The 14,327-nt window shown below is 69.2% G+C and carries 13 protein-coding genes, 1 tRNA gene and 1 pseudogene; 5 read left to right on the top strand and 10 right to left on the bottom strand.

Translation table 11 applies throughout. The features are described 5' to 3' along the window. Window positions 1-146 precede the first annotated feature (146 nt). Complete coding sequence (gene greA, locus V5F63_RS18705) at window positions 147-620, top strand: transcription elongation factor GreA (RefSeq protein WP_024277510.1); 474 nt, start codon at window positions 147-149, stop codon at window positions 618-620. Window positions 621-842: 222 nt separating this feature from the next. Here the strand turns inward: greA and V5F63_RS18700 are convergent, their stop codons facing one another. Next, on the bottom strand, window positions 843-1,328 hold the full coding sequence (locus tag V5F63_RS18700) for an Lrp/AsnC family transcriptional regulator (protein ID WP_209484860.1): 486 nt from the start codon (window positions 1,326-1,328) through the stop codon (window positions 843-845). Window positions 1,329-1,607: 279 nt separating this feature from the next. On the opposite strand from V5F63_RS18700, the gene trxB reads away from it, so the two are divergent. The 4 genes from trxB (at window position 1,608) to V5F63_RS18680 (ending at window position 5,601) form a co-directional block, all read left to right on the top strand. Further along, window positions 1,608-2,570: a thioredoxin-disulfide reductase gene (trxB, locus tag V5F63_RS18695; protein ID WP_209484858.1), complete on the top strand. Its 963-nt coding sequence runs from the start codon at window positions 1,608-1,610 to the stop codon at window positions 2,568-2,570. A 153-nt stretch (window positions 2,571-2,723) separates the two neighbouring features. Then, a complete protein-coding gene (locus V5F63_RS18690) occupies window positions 2,724-3,614 on the top strand; it encodes a LysR family transcriptional regulator (protein WP_024277513.1) in 891 nt (296 codons plus the stop codon). A gap of 319 nt (window positions 3,615-3,933) precedes the next feature. Then, the gene (locus V5F63_RS18685; RefSeq protein ID WP_394100646.1) at window positions 3,934-4,452 is read left to right on the top strand and encodes a peptidoglycan-binding domain-containing protein; all 519 of its coding nucleotides are present in this window, start codon (window positions 3,934-3,936) and stop codon (window positions 4,450-4,452) included. A gap of 447 nt (window positions 4,453-4,899) precedes the next feature. After that, entirely contained in the window at window positions 4,900-5,601 is a 702-nt protein-coding gene (locus tag V5F63_RS18680; RefSeq protein ID WP_394100647.1) for a M15 family metallopeptidase, read from the top strand. 163 nt (window positions 5,602-5,764) lie between these two features. Here the strand turns inward: V5F63_RS18680 and V5F63_RS18675 are convergent, their stop codons facing one another. The 9 genes and pseudogenes from V5F63_RS18675 to fdxH form a co-directional block, all read right to left on the bottom strand. Beyond that, on the bottom strand, window positions 5,765-6,136 hold the full coding sequence (locus V5F63_RS18675; protein WP_394100648.1) for a hypothetical protein: 372 nt from the start codon (window positions 6,134-6,136) through the stop codon (window positions 5,765-5,767). A 6-nt stretch (window positions 6,137-6,142) separates the two neighbouring features. After that, on the bottom strand, window positions 6,143-6,652 hold the full coding sequence (locus V5F63_RS18670; protein WP_394100649.1) for a hypothetical protein: 510 nt from the start codon (window positions 6,650-6,652) through the stop codon (window positions 6,143-6,145). A gap of 92 nt (window positions 6,653-6,744) precedes the next feature. Continuing rightward, window positions 6,745-6,840 (bottom strand) — tRNA-Sec (locus tag V5F63_RS18665). A 90-nt stretch (window positions 6,841-6,930) separates the two neighbouring features. Beyond that, window positions 6,931-8,799: pseudogene (gene selB / locus V5F63_RS18660) on the bottom strand (selenocysteine-specific translation elongation factor); the annotation flags it as partial. Continuing rightward, window positions 8,800-9,528, bottom strand: coding sequence for a tetratricopeptide repeat protein (locus V5F63_RS18655; RefSeq protein ID WP_209489885.1), 729 nt, complete (start codon window positions 9,526-9,528; stop codon window positions 8,800-8,802). A 676-nt stretch (window positions 9,529-10,204) separates the two neighbouring features. Further along, window positions 10,205-11,635 carry an L-seryl-tRNA(Sec) selenium transferase gene (selA, locus tag V5F63_RS18650; RefSeq protein WP_394100650.1) on the bottom strand — a complete coding sequence of 477 codons (1,431 nt, stop codon included), beginning with the start codon at window positions 11,633-11,635 and terminating at the stop codon, window positions 10,205-10,207. 9 nt (window positions 11,636-11,644) lie between these two features. After that, window positions 11,645-12,577: a formate dehydrogenase accessory protein FdhE gene (gene fdhE, locus V5F63_RS18645; protein WP_394100651.1), complete on the bottom strand. Its 933-nt coding sequence runs from the start codon at window positions 12,575-12,577 to the stop codon at window positions 11,645-11,647. A gap of 90 nt (window positions 12,578-12,667) precedes the next feature. Continuing rightward, on the bottom strand, window positions 12,668-13,366 hold the full coding sequence (locus V5F63_RS18640) for a formate dehydrogenase subunit gamma (RefSeq protein WP_394027874.1): 699 nt from the start codon (window positions 13,364-13,366) through the stop codon (window positions 12,668-12,670). Beyond that, window positions 13,363-14,319, bottom strand: coding sequence for a formate dehydrogenase subunit beta (fdxH, locus tag V5F63_RS18635; protein WP_209484843.1), 957 nt, complete (start codon window positions 14,317-14,319; stop codon window positions 13,363-13,365). Before fdxH ends, V5F63_RS18640 begins: the two co-directional genes overlap by 4 nt. Between the last annotated feature and the right edge of the window lie 8 nt (window positions 14,320-14,327).

The raw sequence follows: 14,327 nt of genomic DNA, 5'->3' as shown, positions 1-14,327 counted from the left end.
CGCCCGGGGCTTGCAATCGCGAGCCGGGCCAGTCGCCGCAGCCGGGGGCCGGAAGGCTCCACGGGGCGGCTTTCTTTTCGGCGCGGGTACCACCTGAGGTGGCGCTCCGGCGCACCGAGCAGTTTCAGGAGGTCTGACAAGGACCCATGGAGAAGATTCCGATGACGGCGGGCGGCTTTGTCGCCCTCGAGCAAGAGTTGAAGCAGCGTCAGCAGGTGGAGCGTCCGCGCATCATCAATGCCATCTCGGAGGCGCGCGCCCATGGCGACCTGTCCGAGAACGCGGAATATCACGCCGCTAAGGAGCAGCAGTCTCTGAACGAGGGACGCATCGCCGACCTGGAGGACAAGATTTCCCGCGCCGAGGTGATCGACGTGTCGAAGCTCTCCGGCGACATCGTCAAGTTCGGCGCCACGGTGACGCTGGTGGACGAGGACACCGAGGAAGAGAAGGTCTGGCAGATCGTCGGCGACAGCGAGGCCGACGCCAAGGCCGGCCGCATCTCCATCTCCTCTCCGGTGGCCCGCGCGCTGATCGGCAAGAAGAAGGGCGCCTCCGTGGAGGTCGTCACCCCCAAGGGCGCCCGCTCGTTCGAGATCGCGGACGTCCGCTGGGCCTGAGGGGGCGTCTGGACTTCGTGCCGGCCGCTCTGGTGCCTCGGCCGGCGCGCTTGACTGGGTGTTTTCCGAGGGCCTTCGCCCATCCTCTCCACCGTCATGCCCCGGCTTGTCCGGGGCATCCACGCCGCCGCAGGCTCGGCGCGCGACGCGAGAAGCCAGCCGGGTCGCACGGTGGATCCGCCGGACAAGCCGGGGGCCTCCCGCCCCGTTGTCACGCTCCCCTCACGCTCCCTTCAGCAACCCTGCTTCCAGCGGCACGATCGGCGCGTCCTTGGACTGCTTCAGCGTCAGGGCTGTCTTCACGTTGCGCACGTTGGGCGCGGCGGTGATGTCCAGCACGAAGGTCTGGAAGGTGCGCAGGTCCGGCGCCACGCACAGCATCAGGAAATCCACGTCGCCCGAGAGCATCCAGGCGCTGCGCACCAGCGGCCAGCCGGTGATGCGCTCCTGAAAGGCGGCGAGGTCGGCTTCCGCCTGGCTGATGAGATGGACCATGGCGAAGGCCATCAGATCGTAGCCAAGGCGCTTCTCGTCGAGCAGCGCCCGATAGCCTTCGATGATGCCTTCCTCCTCCAGCGCCCGCACGCGCCTGAGGCAGGGCGGGGCGGATATGCCCACGCGCCGGGACAGTTCGACGTTGGTCATGCGACCGTCCCGCTGCAGCTCGTCGAGGATTTTCCAGTCGACAGCATCGAGGCGAACGGTCAAGGCACGGCTCCTTGAGAGCAGGTTGGTGGGCGGGACCGCGGACGCGGCGGCAGGGGTTTGACGTCCGCGCACCTTAGTCGCCGTATGCGGCAACGCAACGAAATAATATTGCGTCGTTTGCGTTGCGAAGAGACAGAAGCTGGCGCCTTGTGGGCAGGGGAGGGAGCCCCTACATTCGGGCATAGCTCACGCTGCGGCCATCGGACGCCCGGGCTTCCCGGCCTGTCCCTCTCTTGTCGCGGTTTTCAGCCTATCGCGCTTCAGGTTTTCGAGGACGTCATGACCACCCACAGCGCCAAGGTCGTCATCATCGGGTCGGGTCCGGCCGGCTACACGGCGGCCATCTATGCGGCCCGCGCAATGCTGGAGCCGGTCCTGTTCGAGGGCATCCAGCCCGGCGGCCAGCTCACCATCACCACGGATGTGGAGAATTATCCCGGCTTCGCCGATCCCATCCAGGGCCCCTGGCTGATGGAGCAGATGCGCGCCCAGGCCGGGCATGTGGGCACGAAGATCATCGCCGATCACATCAGCAGCCTCGACCTGTCCCGGCGGCCGTTCCGCATGGAGACGGAATCGGGCGATACGTGGCTCGCGGACGTGGTGATCCTCGCCACCGGCGCCCAGGCGCGCTGGCTCGGCCTCGAATCGGAGGCGGCGTTCCGCGGCTTCGGCGTCTCAGCCTGCGCCACCTGCGACGGCTTCTTCTATCGCGGCAAGGAAGTCATGGTGGTGGGCGGCGGCAATACGGCGGTGGAAGAGGCGCTCTTCCTCACCAATTTCGCCTCCAAGGTCACGCTGGTGCATCGCCGCGACACCTTCCGCGCCGAGCGCATCCTTCAGGATCGGCTGTTTGCCAATCCCAAGGTGAACGTGGTGTGGCATTCCGAGGTGGCCGAGGTGGTGGGCGAGACCGGCGACATCTGTAAGGTCACCGCCGTGCGCCTGCGCGACGTGCGCACCGGCGCCCTCACCGAGCTACCCGCTGACGGCATATTCATCGCCATCGGTCATGCGCCCGCCACAGAGCTGGTCAAAGACCAGTTGAAGCTCAAGGAGAGCGGATACGTGTGGACGGCGCCCGATTCGACGGCGACGTCCGTGCCGGGCGTGTTCGCGGCCGGCGACGTGGCCGACGATGTGTATCGGCAGGCCGTCACGGCGGCCGGCCGGGGTTGCATGGCGGCGCTGGAGGCGGAGCGTTTCCTCGCCCACCACAGCGTGGCGCAGGCGGCGGAATAGGTCGGCCGGGCGGGGGAACTGCCCGGCGCGGATTTAGTGGGGTTCAAGGAAGGCCGCGGAGTTGGGGAACCCGCGGCTTCTCCCGAGACAGCGAAAGAACAGCGCCACCTCACCGGCTGTCACGGCCGGTGACGCTCAAGGGGCTCGGGCCGGATGGATTGGGACAAGCTGAAGGTCTTCCACGTCGCCGCGGAAGCGGGCTCCTTTACCCATGCCGGCGAGACGCTGGGGCTCTCCCAGTCGGCGGTCAGCCGGCAGGTGTCGGCCCTGGAGGCGGAGCTTAAGGTTCCGCTGTTCCACCGCCACGCCCGCGGTCTCATTCTCACCGAGCAGGGCGAACTGCTCTACCGCACCGCCCATGAGGTGTTCCTCAAGCTGGAATCGGCGCGAGCCCAACTCACTGACAGCCGCGAGAAGCCCAACGGCGACCTGCGCGTCACGACCACCATGGGCCTCGGCACCCATTGGCTCACCGCGCGGGTGGGCGAGTTCGTGGAGCTGTTCCCGGACATCCGCATCCAGCTCATCCTCACCGACGAGGAACTGGACCTCGCCATGCGCGAGGCGGACGTGGCCATCCGCATGCGCCAGCCGGTGCAGCCGGACCTGGTGCAGCGCAAGCTCTTCACCGTGCATTTCCATGCCTATGCCTCGGCGGATTATCTCAAGCGCCACGGCCATCCGCGCACGCTGGACGAATTGGACAAGCACCGCATCCTGCTGCTCGGCGGGCCGATCCCCTCCTATTTCCAGGGGCTGAACTGGCTGGAGCACGCGGGCCGCGACGGCTCGACGCCGCGCATTCCGGCCTTCGAGGTCAACAACGTGCTCGGCCTCAAGCGGGCGGTGGAGCGCGGCGTGGGTATAGGCACCCTGCCGGACTATCTCTCGGACGATTCCACCTCGCTGGTTCAGCTCTTCACCGATCGCGAGACGCCCAAACTCGAGGCATACTTCACTTATGCTCAGGAAATGCGCTCGGTAGCCCGAATTCAGGTGTTCCGGGACTTTCTGATTTCCAAGGCACAACGCTGGAATTACTGATTTATGACATATGACGGTGTTCAGGTATGGTTTGACATTCCTAGCCAAGCGCTGGGCACATGCCTGATATGCGATCAGTATGCGTTGCTTTCTGCCTAATCGGGGGGCATCTTCGGGTTGCGCTGATTGCATCCTATGCGGTGCGTCAGCTGTTCCCCTCTGGAAGGTTCGCTGCATTGCAGCGATACTTGCCGGGTCCCCTCCAGGACCCGGCATTTTTCTTTTGCGCGGTTGATTTTTAAAGGTGCCGCAGGCGCGCTTTTCCCGCAAAGTCCGGCTGCCGGCCCTTTTGGCCGGCTCAACCGGACCGGGGTGTGTCATGGCACTTCTCAAGCGTGGGCTCGCGGGCGAGCCGGTGAAGATCCTTCAGGCCAAGCTCGGCGTGACCGCGGACGGCCAGTTCGGCCCCGCCACCGAGACCGCCCTCAAGGCCTACCAGACCCAGCACGGCCTCGCCGCGGACGGCATCGCCGGGCCGGACACCTTCACGGCGCTCGGCCTGCCGGAACTGGTGCTGCTCACCGTGGGCACCAAGGGCGAGGCGGTGAAGAAGCTGCAGACGGCCCTGGGCATTGCCGCCGACGGCGCCTTCGGCCCTGCCACCGCCAAGGCGGTGAAGGAGTTCCAGGAGAAGAACGGGCTCGATGCGGACGGCATGGCCGGCCCCGACACCCTTGCCAAGATCCCGGCCTTCGCCGGCGTCTTCTCGCCGGAAGCGGTCGCGAAGTCGCAGGCGGCGCCCGGCACCGTTTCCACCGATGCCAAGCCCGCCGAGGCCGGTGCCACCGCGGCGCCGAAGAAGAGCATCTGGCAGACCATCACCTCCTTCTTCTCCTGAGCGAAGGCGGAGGGTGCGGGAACAGCGGTGACCCCCGGGCGTTGGCCCGGGATGACCCTTTCCCCTCGCGTCCCCCCGCTGCGCTCCGGCGCCGAAACCCACACGGCCGCCCCGATGGGCGGCCGGTCCTCGTCTTCAGGCTTGGCCGCCCTGATCGGCGGCCCGTTTCCCCCGCCCGAGCCCGGCCGTCCCCCGGAGCCCCCCATCCTGCCGCCCGATCCAGTGGAGGATCCGCCGGAGTTTCCTGAGCCGGGGCCTGATCTTCCGCCGCTCCCGGAGGGCGATCCCTCCCGCGAGCCGCGCAAGGACCCGATCCCGGAGCCAACGCCGCTGCGCGATCCCGTCGATGTGCCCGAAACGCCCCCGCGCATGCGGTGAGGGAATGCGGCGAGGCCCGCTCTGGCGGGCGCCCCGCGCGGGCCCTATGCTGAAGCCATGCAATGCAGCATGGCCAAAGCCCTGATGGATCGACTGGTGAAGCCCGCCGCCCTCGCCCTCACCATTGCGGGCCTGCCGCTCGCAGCCGACGCCCGCACCGATCGGCCGGACCTGTTCGTGGAGGTCGCGAGCCTGGTGCCGGACGCGGTGTTCGACGTGCGTTATTTCTCGACCCACAATTTCGTGGGCACGCGGGTGGACGGCTACGGCGCCGCCCGCTGCTTCCTCACCCGCCCGGCGGCCGAGGCGCTCGCGAAGGTGGCGGCGGAGGCGAAGAAGAAGGGCCTTGGCCTCAGGATCTTCGATTGCTACCGCCCGGCCCGCGCCGTCGCCCACTTCGCCCGCTGGGCCAGCGACCTCGCCGACGAGAAAACCAAGCCCACCTATTATCCCGATGTGGCGAAAAAGGACCTGTTCGCGGAAGGCTACATCGCCGCCCGCTCCGGTCATTCGCGCGGATCCACGCTGGACCTCACCCTGTTTGATCTCGCCACGCGGCGCGACCTCGACATGGGTACGCCCTTCGATCTGTTCAGCCCCCGCTCCTGGCCGGATTCCCCTGCCGTCTCTGCGACCCAGCGCGCCAACCGCCGGCTGCTCGCGGGGCTGATGAGCGACAAAGGCTTCAAGCCGTTCGACAAGGAATGGTGGCACTTCACCCTGAAGGACGAGCCCTTCCCGGACACCTATTTCGATTTTCCCATCGAGTAGGGCGGGGGAAGCCGTACTCCCCTGCCGTCATCCCCCGCCTTGTGCGGGGGATCCACTCCACCGTTCGCGCGGAGTGGGGAGGCACCGAGCACGCGGCACCGTGGATGCCCCGGACAAGCCGGGGCATGACAACGTTAAAAACAGTGCTGTCTGCTCCCCAGCCTCAATGCGGCGCGATCTCCTCCACCTTCAGCCGTCGGCCGAAGGTGTCGAAGAAATCGCCTTCGTTCAGCACCAGCCGGTTCTCGCGGATGCGCTCTTCCAGCGCGCGCAGGCGGCCACGGGCCTCGCCGTTCTCCAGCGGCCCGCCGTCGTCCGTCTGGGCGAAGAAGGCGGCGCCATCCCACGCCTGCCGGGAGCCGGCGAACAAGGCGATCATGCCGGCCCAGTCCACCTCGTCGCCGATGATGTTGAGGAAGGTGGAGGCAAGCGGCTTCACCTCCGGCTCGGCGATGCGCACCAGCACCACGAGCGCGGTGAAACCGCCATGGTCGGCGAAGGTGCGGGTGAGCCAGTCGTCGAAATCGGTGGCCATGGGAAGTCAGAAATCCACGAGGGGCGTGTCGGGAAGGTAGTGCTCGAACAGGTACCAGAAGGCGCTCTGCCGCGTCGTGGCGTACCACTCCTCGAACGTCGCGAGCGCCGCCTCGGGCGCGGCCTCGCTCTCCATCTCGAACAGGGCCACCGCGACAGGGGCGAAGCGGGCGAGCACCTCGGCGCGGGCCTCGCTGTCGTCGGACCAGCCGAGCCGCGCGCGCAGCAGCGCCTGCCCGGCGGCAACCGCCATCTCCGCATCGGGAACGCTGTCGAGGGTGCCGGCGAGGGACCGCATCAGATCGGCCCGGCGCCAGGCATGAGCGCGCTCGCGCGCCAGTTCCTCGGTGCGGCGGGCGGCCTCGGCGCGATAGGCCGTCTCGGCCACGTCAGCAGCCACTTTCGCAGCATCGAGGCGGGCGAGCACGGCGGCGCGCGCTTCGATGGCGGGATCGGGCGCGGGTTCGGTGCCGGGGGCGGGGATTGTGGTCTCAGGGATTGTGGTCTCGGGGATCATCGTCCCTTCCCGTAGCTGCGGGGGCGCGCATCGGGCGCGGGCGGCGTTGGCGCCGCAAGTTCCGGTGTAGCGGAATTTGGCGCAATGGAATTTGGCGGAAGAGAGTGGGAGTCGAACCCACCAAGGACCGGCTCGCGGCCCCTCCCGGATTTGAAGTCCGGACGCCCCACCAGGGACGCTTCTCTTCCCCGCGACGGCGCCGCCGCGGTGATTTCAGGCGCGTCGTCCGCCGCGCCGGCGAACAGGTCCAGCCGGAACGGATTGATGCGCCGCAGATCGCCGCGGCGCAAGGTGAGGCCGTGGCGGTCGAAGAATTCAAGGATCTGGATCGCCACCTTGCGGCCGTTCTGCACCTCGTCGCGGAAGGCGGCGGCGGTGAACTCGTCCTTCATCCGCTCACCGGAGAGGCGGGTGATGATCTCCACCATCTCCGACACCACCGGGCGCAGGAAGAAGTGGTCGTGGGCCACCTCGTCCACCCTCCCCATGCGGCCGAGCAGCTTCATCAGCCGGCGCACCTCCGGCTCAGGCACGGCGAGGAGGCCGGCGATGTCACGCACGCGGGGCGGGCGGAAGCGCTCCTCGCCGGTGAGCAGCGGCCTGATGCGCGCCCACAAATCCTCGTCGGAGGCGGCGAGCTTCACCGAGAAGTCGGCGCGTCGAACCCAGGCGCCTTCTTGCCTTATTGTGGCCGGCGGCAAAGCGGCGAGGGCGGCCAGGAAGGCGGTGGCCGGCAGGCGCGGCTCCAGCATCATGCGCAGCCGCTCGCGGCCGATGCCCGGCAGATCCGGATTGCCCGCATGGAAGGCGTCCAGCGCCGCCATGAGGCCGGCGGTGAAGGCGGCGAAGGCGGCCTGCGTCAGCGCCAGCGTGGTGTTGCCCGCGGACAGGCGGGCAAGATCGAGCCGCAGCGCCAGCGCCGCCGTCTCCTCGGCGGAGAGCGCCCGGTCGCGCGCGAAAGCATCGAGGTCAGCGAAGTGCGGCGGCACGGCGAGCAGGGCGGCGAGCGCCTCGGCCGAGTCGCGGTGCGCCAGCGCGTCGAGCTGAGCGATGCGCTCGGGCGTGCGGCGCTTGCGGCGCGGTCCGCGCAAATCGAGGAAGCGGCCGCCGCCGATGGTGCGCTGGGCCGAGGTGTCGCGGATGACGAAGCGGTCGCCCGCCGCCGCCGCGATGGGCGCCTCCAGCACCAGTTGCACCTTGCCGCTGCCGCCGGGGGGGATAGCATCGCCGAGCAGCACGAGCCGCGCGCCAACCTCGCGCGCGGCATGGTGCAGGCGCACCGGCAGCCACTGGGCGATGGGGCGCGGCTCGCCGGCGAGCACCTTCAGCTCGGCGTCGATATGGTCGGCGGGGGCGTGGAGGGCGGGGTCCAGCACCACGTCGCCACGGGAAATGGCATCCTTGGAGATGGCCTCGCCGGCGAGATTGATCCCGCAGCGGTCACCGGCGACGCCGGTCTCTGCCACACGGTCCTGCGCGCGGATGGAGCGCACACGGGCGGAGAGGCCGGAGGGGCTGACCGTCACCCGGTCGCCCACCTTCACGGCGCCCGACAGCACCGTGCCCGTCACCACCGTTCCTGCGCCGGAGAGGGTAAAGCTGCGGTCCACGGCAAGGCGGAACCGCCCGCCTCCCGCCCGCCGGCCGAGGCTGCGCGCGGCGTCCACCAGCATGTCGCGCAGCGCATCCACCCCGTCTCCGCGCGCTGCCGCCACGGGCAGGATGGGGGCGTCGGCGAGGCCGGTGGGGGCGAGCAAGGCGGTGATCTCGGCTTCCACCGCGGCGAGGCGGTCGGCATCGGCGAGATCGGCCTTGGTGAGGGCGACCACGCCCTTGTCGATGCCGAGCAGGTCCAGGATGGCGAGATGCTCGCGGGTCTGCGGCATCACCCCGTCATCGGCCGCCACCACCAGCAGGGCGAAATCGATGCCGCCCGCGCCGGAGAGCATGGTGTGGACGAACTTCTCGTGCCCGGGCACATCCACGAAACCCAGCACGTCGTCTCCCACCGGGAGATAGGCGAAGCCGAGGTCGATGGAGATGCCGCGGGCCTTCTCTTCCTTCAGGCGGTCGGTATCGACACCGGTGAGGGCACGCACCAGCGTGGTCTTGCCATGGTCGATATGTCCGGCCGTGCCGATGATCACCTAGGGCAGCTCCCCCAGCGGTATGGCGGCGCGGCGCTGGGCGGCGGCGGCCTCCTCGGGCGTAAGCGTGCCGCGCACCGCCTCGAAGAAGCGGTCGGCGAGGGCGCTGTGGCCCGCGCGGGCGCGCAGCAGCCAGGCGAAGGCGGCGATCTTGTCATGCGGGACGCCGGCACCGAGGTGGTAGGCGGCGCCGAGCATGGCCTGCCCGTCCGCGTCGCCCGCCTCCGCCCCCTTGCGCCACCAGCGGGCGGCTTCCACCGGATCGCGATCCGTGCCCAGCGCATTGTGGGCGATCATGCCGAGGCGCGTCATGGACGAGCCGACGCCCTGCTCAGCGGCGGCCATCGCCCAGCGGCCGGCTTCCGTCGCGTCGGGCGGCATAACCTCGCCCTCCAGCAACATCCAGCTCAGCATGTCCTGCGCCGGGGCGTCGCCATCCTCGGCCGCGGCGCGGTAGAGGTCGGCGGCGCGGGCATAGTCCTGCTCGACGCCCTGGCCCTTGAAATAGAGGGTCGCGAGATTGCGCCGGCCCACCGGATCACCGCCCTCGGCGGCCAGTTCCAGCCAGCGGCGGGCGAGGTCGAGGTCCTGGTCGACGCCGAGGCCGTCCACGAAGCAGGCGCCGATGTTGTTCTGGGCGCGGGCATTGCCGGCGCGGGCCAGCGGCTCCCAGATGTTGAGCGCGGCCTCGTATTGGCCGGCGGTCGCCGCCGCCAGCGCCTCGGCCATCAGTTCCTCAGGCGTTCGGGCCTCGGCGACCGGCTCTTCCGGCGCCTCTTCCACGAAGGCGGGCTCGGTGAAGGTCGGTTCCGTGAAGGTCGGCTCGACGTAGGAGCCCGTCGCGTAGGGCGCCTCGGCCGCATAGGTCTGCGCGAAATCGGGTGGCGCGGCCTCCGGTACCGCAACGGGCGGCGCGGGCTCGGCATAGGCGTGCGGTGCCGGGGCCTCGACTGCGGGCGGCTCGTCCGCCGGTGCGGCCGGGGCGCGGGCGAAGACGATCTCCTCGAACTTCAGTTCCACCGCTGGCGCCTCGGGCTCGCGCGCGGCAGGTTGGGGCGCGGTCAGCTCGGGGGCCTGGGGCTCGGGTTCGGAGACGGGGGCAAACGGATTGTCCTCCCGCATACGCTCGCCCAGGCGGGGCCGGCGCGCCAGGTCGGGCTCGGAACGCGGTTCCGGCGCAGCGGGGCGCGCGGGGGCAAGGCCGCTTGCGATATCGCCGAGCAGCGCGTCGAGGTCCACCTCGGTCTCGCTCACCGGGCGGCGTTCGGAGGCGCGCTGCAGCCGGGGCATGGGCGGATGGACATGGGACGGACGAGACTGGGCACGATCCGGCGACGAACGGTCCTGCGGCGCATCCGCCGGTGTATCCGGATCGTCCGGTCCCCCGCCCTTGCCCTTCAGTCGGTCAAGCCAGCTCATGTGCCCCCTCCAAAGCGGTCACGGACGCGACAAGCGCCGCTTCGTCCTCAAGGCATCTCACATCCAGCACCAGCGCCTGATCGTCAATCCGTCCGATGACCGGAACCGGCAACCGCCGCATGGCATCGGCCAGCCGGCCGATGGCGCCGCCGCTGCCGTCGCGGGCGCGGATGGCGAGGCCCACGCCCTCCAGCGTCTCCAGCGGCAGCGCCCCGGAGCCGATCTGGCTGCGGCACAGCGCGCTTTCTACGGTGAAGCGTTCGCCGAGGATGCGCGCGAAGTGCGGCACCAGCCGGGCAGCTTGGGCGGCGAGATCTTCGCGCGAGCGAGTGAGGTAACGAAGTGTGGGAAGACGCGCGGCGAGGCGGTCCGGGTCGCGGTAGAGCCGCAGGGTTGCTTCGATGGCGGCGAGGCGCACCTTGTCCACGCGCAGCGCCCGCTTCATGGGATTCTTGTTGATGCGGGCGATGAGATCGCGCCGCCCCACGATGAAGCCGGCCTGCGGCCCGCCGAGCAGCTTGTCGCCGGAGAAGGTCACGATGTCCGCACCCTCCGCCAGCGCCTCCCGCACGGTGGGCTCGTGCACGAGGCCGTAGCGGGAGAGGTCGGCCAGCGTGCCGGAGCCGAGGTCGTTGACGAGGGGCACGCCGCCGGCGCGGGCGATCTCGGCGAGGTCGCGGGGCGACACTTCAGCCGTGAAGCCCTCGATGCGGTAATTGGAGGTGTGGACCTTCAGGATCACCCCCGTCTCGGGGGCAATGGCGTCGCGATAGTCGCGCGGGTGGGTGCGGTTGGTGGTGCCGACTTCCGCCAGCTCCGCTCCGGCACGGCGCATGATCTCGGGCATGCGGAAGGCGCCGCCGATCTCGATCAGCTCGCCGCGCGAGACCAGAGCCGGCTTTCCGGCGGAGAGGGTGTTCAGGACGATCAGGACGGCGGCCGCGTTGTTGTTGACGAGCGTCGCGTCCTCGGCGCCGGTCAGTTCGCAGATGAGGCCGCGCACATGATCGTCGCGCTCGCCCCGGCGGCCGCCGTCGAGGTCGTATTCCAGTGAGACCGCATTGCGCATGGCCCGGGTGGCGGCCGCGATCGCCTCTTCCGCGAAAATGGCGCGGCCGAGATTGGTGTGCAGCACCGTGCCAGTGAGGTTGAAGACGGGCCTCAGGCTGGGCGCGGCGGCGGCATCGAGCCGGGCGAGCGCGGCGGCGGCGATCTCCTCGGGCGTCGCTGCGGCGCCGGCACCGGCCTTCAGCGCGGCCCGGCGCTCGTCGAGGGCGTCGCGCACCGCCTGGGTCGTCGCCTGCCGGCCGTGGCGCTCCAGCGCGGCGCGGGCGGCCTCGGCCTTGAGCACCTGATCCACGGACGGAAGCAGCCGCAGGGGCGGGGCAGGGGAGAGAGCCGCCGGAGCGCTTGTCATCTGCGCTCCTCAATAGCCGAGGAGGAAGGGATTGAAGGCGGCGCGCCGGTAGGAACCGTCCTTCTGCTTGATGTCGAGGGCGAGGCTCGCCACGTCGTCGGCGACGGGATCGAGGCCGTCATCCTGCGCGAGATAGAACACCTTGGAATAAGCGTGGCAGGTGTCGCAGGTCTCGGCCTTCACCGCGCCGTTGCCGCCCTCCACCTCCTGATAGCCGATGCCGGCGGTGGAGCCGCAGGCGGTGCAGCGCACCCGCACGAAGTTCCAGAGCGTGCCGCACAAGGCGCAGGCGCAGTAGCGCGCGCCATGAGCCGTGGGCCAGTTGACGATCAGGCTGCCCACCGGCGGTCCACCGCAGGTGGGGCACACGCCGTCTCCCACCGGCACGAGGCGGCTGGCATCGAGCTGGGACGCGAGGCGGGCGAAATGGACCTCCAGCGCCGCCGCCACATAGAGGTGCTCGGCCAAAGCTTCCTCCGGGATGGAGGAGGCTAGCACGTTGCGGATCATCTCGCCGCGCGCGACGTCGGAAGCCATGCGCACCCGCTCCAGGGCGGTGCGGGCGGCCTCGGGCTGCTCGATCTTGGTCGCTTCCGCCAGCGCCCGCTCGAACAGGGTGTCGAAGGCGGCATCGGTGGTGAAATGGCTGCGGTCGAGGGGCGGCATCTCGTTGGCGCGGGCGCGCTCAACCTGCGCCGCCTCCACCGGCTCGGGCGCGGGCGTCGCGGCGATGGCGGCGTGCTGCGCCTCGCTGAGCCCGGCGAGGAAGGTGAGGTAGGGCGAAAGGGGATGGTTCTGCGCCAGATGCCGGAACCGCGCCGCGCGGCGCGCGAACAGGGGCGAGGGGTCCGGCAGATAGGCGAAGGTCGGCGCCGTCACGCCCTCCAGCACGGAGGGATCGGGAATCGGGGGCGCCGAGGTGGGGCCGAAGGTACGCGACATGATGACCTCACGAACCTCACGGGTCACGTGCACCGGACATGAACCTCCCGGTCGCACGCGGCGGCCGGGAGGCCATTATAGGGAAAAGGCCTACTCCGCGGGAGTCCCGCGGGTCCCCGACTTGCGGGAGCTGACCAGCTCGCGGAACCACTTCCGATGGTGCCGCCACGCCCAGCCGCCCGTCACCTGCCCCCGGGTCATGGCGCTGATGGTGCCCTTGACCCAGATGGCAGCGTATACGTGGACGATCCAGACGCAGATGATCGCCACAGCCGCCACCGCATGCACCAGAAGGGCGACGCGCTGCTGCTCTATGGTGGTGTAGGAGGCGAAATAGGCCTGCCAGATCACCACGCCCGAGGTGATGAGCACCGCGATGAGCAGGCTCATGCCCCAGAACACCATCTTCTGCCCGGCATTGTACTTGCCAAGCTCGGGCAGCTTCTCCTCATGGCCGGCGATCACGTCGCGGATGCGACGCATCCAGGTGCCGTCCTCGCTCTTCCAGAGATTGGCCTTCCAGAAGCGCAGGAACATGCCGGCGAAGGAGAAGAAGAGCACGACGCCGATCCAGGGATGGATGGTGCGCGTCATCTGCCCGCCGCCGAACAGGCCGGTGAGGAAGTAGAGGCTGGGGTGGAACAAAGCGAGGCCGGAAATGGCCAGCAGGATCAGGCTGATGGCCGTGATCCAGTGGTTGATGCGGGCGCCCACCGTGTAGCGGTCCACCTGCACCGGGCGACCCGGGTGAACCGCGTCGCCTTTCTCCAGATCGTAGGGTGCGCTCATGAGCGGCCTCCGGACGACAGCTTCTCAGCCGTCAGCTTCTCGGCGTTCGCCTCGTCTTCCGGCGACACCTTGTTGGCGCCGTTGACGAGGTAGTGCAGCGCGCCGGCGAGGGCGGCGAAGCCCATGACGCCGAGGCCCACATATTTGGTCACGCCCTTCCACGCCTCGACGATGGGGCTGATGCGCGGATTGTCCGGCAGGCCCGCATAGATCGACGGCTTGTCGGCGTGCTGCAGCACGTACATCACGTGCGTGCCACCCACGCCGGGCGGATCATACAGGCCCGCATTCTTGTAGCCGCGGGACTTCAGATCCTTGATGCGGCCCTCGGCCCATTCCTTCATCTGCGTCTTGGTGCCGAAGACGATGGCCTGGGTGGGGCATGCCTTCTGGCAGGCGGGACCCTGGCCGACCGCCACGCGGTCCGAGCACAGCGTGCACTTGTAGGCCTTGTGATCGACCTGCGAGATGCGCGGGATGTTGAAGGGGCAGCCCTTCACGCAATAGCCGCAGCCGATGCACTTGGCGTGGTCGAAGTCCACGATGCCGTTGGAATACTGCACGATGGCGCCGGGCGCCGGGCAAGCCTTCAGGCAGCCCGGATCGGCGCAATGCATGCAGCCGTCCTTGCGGATGAGCCATTCGAGATTGTCGGTCTCGGGGTTCACCCACTCGGTGAAGCGCATGAGCGTCAACGACGCCGGCGTCAGGTCCGGCGGGTTGGTGTAGGTGCCGTTGAAGGTGCCGATCTCCTCATGGAGTTCGTTCCATTCGAGGCACGCCGCCTGGCAGGCCTTGCAGCCGATGCACTTCGACACGTCGATGAGCTTGGCCACCGGCTCCTTGAACTCGACCTGCGAGGGGGAACCGGAGGCGGAGCGGCGGACGAGGTCCGCATCGCTCATCTTGGGCGCCACGGGGGCGGTGGTGGGGTTCGGAATCGGAGGAAACATGCTGGTTC

The organism is Xanthobacter wiegelii (assembly GCF_043193855.2).
Classification (GTDB): Bacteria; Pseudomonadota; Alphaproteobacteria; order Rhizobiales; family Xanthobacteraceae; genus Xanthobacter; species Xanthobacter flavus_A.
The sequence above is the reverse complement of the archived record's forward strand: the minus strand, read 5'-3'. Positions and strand labels throughout refer to the sequence as shown.